Consider the following 1,544-nt stretch of genomic DNA (forward strand, 5'->3'; position numbering starts at 1 on the left):
TGGGACGTGTCTCTATAGTTTTGTCAACCGCGTGCTTCGCGCCATTTCGGCATGACGCATCCGGGCGCCTGGCGCCCCCGCTTGGTTTCCTCTTCGGTTGATCCCGCCGCCCGCTAGGCCGCGTACGGGACGGCGTCGCGCATGATCGCATATATGACCTTGAGCCTCTTCCTCGCGACCGCCTTCAGCGCCTTGCTGTGCCTCATCCCCCTCGCCCTGCACTCCCCGTAGTACCTCCCGAACCTGTTGTCCGTGCCGATGAGGGAGTTGCAGCTGAATATGAGCAGGTTCTTGAGCTGCCTGTTCCCGCCGTGCTGAGGCGACGTCGACCTGATGCTGCTCCCGGAGCGCCTGTCTGACGGCGCCACGCCGCAATAGCTCGCGAGCTCGTCGTGCCCCCTGAAGGCGGATATGTCGATCGACGTCACCAGCGCCGCGGCGGTCTTGGGGCCGATCCCGGGCACCGTGAGGAGGCACTCGTAGACCTCGTCGCCCGCCAGCGAGTCGGCCACGAGCGAGTCGAGCTCCTCGATGTCGGCGTCGAGGGAGGCTATCTCCCGGGCGAGCATCCGGACCGCGACGTCCTCGCCGGCCGGGAGCCGCCTTCCCGAGCGCGACGAGGCCAGCAGCGCCTCCCAGAGCCTCCTGGCCCCCGCCGCGGGGGCGCCCGCGCGCCTGGCGGCGTTCGAGAACCTGCGCCAGCCGGCGGCCGAGCACCCGGCGGCCCCGCCGAACTCGGCCAGCATCGACACCTGCCAGCGGCTCGACGGGTCGACCGCGCCCTCGAGCGCGGGGTCGGCCTCGAGCAGGGTCGCGCGCAGCCTGTTCTTCGCGCGGGTCCTGGCGGACGACGCGAACTCGCGCTGCGACGACAGGATCCGCAGCGAGGCGGCCCCCTCGGGCTCCTCGGGCGCCGGCCTGAGGGCGCGGGGCACGCCGAGCGCGGTGCGCGCGATCACCTCGGCGTCGATGGCGTCGGTCTTCGCGATGCCGGGGAACATCCCGCGGGCCTGCTTCTCGGCATATCCGGGCAGGTAGGCGCAGGGGTTCCCGTGCGCATGGGCGCGCGCGAGGACCAGCGCGCCGATGTTTCGCTTCTGGTCGACGACGACCAGCGCGCCGGAGCCGGCCCGCTCGAGCAGCCGGTCGATGTCGTCGGGCCTGTTTGCCAGCTCGGCCCTGAAGGCGACGCCCCCTCCCGCATCGAGCGCGCACGCGCTGTGCGAGCTCTTCCCGACGTCGATCCCCAGGTAGGCCACGGGCGTCTCTGCTGCAGGCATGGTGTATCCTCTCCCTTGAGCCGGCCGTTAGCCGCGGAAGCGACACCCACATTACCCGGCCGTGGCCCGGTCCGGGCCCGGCACATCTCTATCAGTCGTTCCCCGCGGCCCCTCCCGCCCCGGCGGCAACACGTCCCGGGCCCTCTACGGGGCAGGGGCTGACGGCCGTCCGGGGCGGTCGGCCAGCGACCACCGGTACGGCTCAATCGTATAGCCGTGCAACGGAAAAGAGCCGCCCTTTCGGACGACTCAAACTGTAATGGG

1 protein-coding gene is annotated in these 1,544 nt (G+C 70.9%); it reads right to left on the minus strand.

Annotation, left to right across the window (positions count from 1 at the left end; genetic code table 11):
- Positions 1-113: 113 nt before the first annotated feature.
- Positions 114-1,280: an IS110 family RNA-guided transposase gene (locus tag NBH09_RS09925; RefSeq protein ID WP_250787858.1), complete on the minus strand. Its 1,167-nt coding sequence runs from the start codon at positions 1,278-1,280 to the stop codon at positions 114-116.
- Positions 1,281-1,544: the final 264 nt, after the last annotated feature.

Origin of the sequence: Collinsella sp. BG-O-102 (genome assembly GCF_023656745.1) — a bacterium.
Classification (GTDB): domain Bacteria; phylum Actinomycetota; class Coriobacteriia; order Coriobacteriales; family Coriobacteriaceae; genus Collinsella.